The sequence below is a fragment of the Pseudomonadota bacterium genome (assembly GCA_010028905.1).
GTDB lineage: Bacteria > Vulcanimicrobiota > Xenobia > RGZZ01 > RGZZ01 > RGZZ01.
Genome location: RGZZ01000921.1, coordinates 1 through 1,050 on the forward strand (window position 1 = coordinate 1; position 1,050 = coordinate 1,050).

At 68.4% G+C, this 1,050-nt stretch carries 2 protein-coding genes; both read right to left on the reverse strand.

Translation table 11 applies throughout. The features are described 5' to 3' along the window. Nucleotides 1-207, reverse strand: a 207-nt coding sequence (locus EB084_26375; GenBank protein NDD31789.1) for a ferredoxin, incomplete at its 3' end; no start/stop codon positions are given. 3 nt (nucleotides 208-210) lie between these two features. Next, a partial coding sequence (locus EB084_26380; GenBank protein ID NDD31790.1) for a P-aminobenzoate N-oxygenase AurF occupies nucleotides 211-1,050 on the reverse strand: 840 nt, incomplete at its 5' end.

Genomic DNA, 1,050 nt, shown 5'->3' on the forward strand with positions numbered 1-1,050 from the left:
CTCGATGTCGATGACCTCGCGCTCCTCCTCCGACACAGGGTCTGTCTCCCCCTCCACGACCGCCGCGCAGGTGCCGCAGAGGCCCGTCCGACACCCAAAGAGCACGGGAGAGTTGTGCACGTCGAGGTGCTCTGCGAGCTCACACCCGAGGGGGACGCGCACCGGCGGGTGCGGGGTCCCCGGGAACGCGACACATACGCGAGACATGTCTCAGCCCCGCGCCGCGAGGGTCGTAGGGGGGGTCCAGCGCGCGAAGGCGGCGCGGTTGCGCAGGAGCCAGTCCTGCGCGGAGGCCTGGCGCGTCACGCGCTGCTCCAGGTTCACCGCATCCACGAAGGGCAGCCCCTCCAGGTACTGCATGTAGCTGTCACGGGCCTTCGCGTGGGTGGTCGCGGTCGCGTGCAACCCCTCGTGCTCGCGGGTGAACGTCGCCTCCATCAGCGCGCGCGCCTCGCTCGGCCCGAGCCCGTAGGCGGGCGAGGTGAGCACCGCGTAGACGGCATCATAAAGGGCGGGATCGTGCCAGAAGATCCCGTTGAGCACCACGGAGAAGTTCCGATGGTCGCGCTGGCACCCGAGGAGTCCCTGGTTCACGACCCATCGCTCGAAAGCCGTCGGCGGCTTCAGGCTGCGCACCACGTCGTGACTGATCACGGTGGAGCTGTTGAAGTGGAAGCTCTCATCCAGGAAGTGCCAGTAGGAGATCTTCGACGGGATGGGGCTGGTCTCGGGATCCGCGGCGCGTGTGTGGTGCAGGCTGAGCTGGTGCTGCACCTGCTTGCCGTTGAGGGTCCGCAACCCGCGAACGAGGAAGTACTGGCACGCGACGAAGGCGTTCTCGCTCGAGAGCAACCCGAAGGTCCGCAGCTGCAGGCGCTTCCACCACGCCCGGAACGGCCCGCTGTCACCGAAGATCATGGTCTCGGCGTAGGGTCCGCGCATCGGCCAGGTGAAGATGCGCCGCCCGAACAGCGCCTGCTCCGTCTGCTCCCCGATCGTGCGGAACGCGGCGATGTGGGCGCGCTCCTGCGCGCTCTCGAGGTCGAGCGT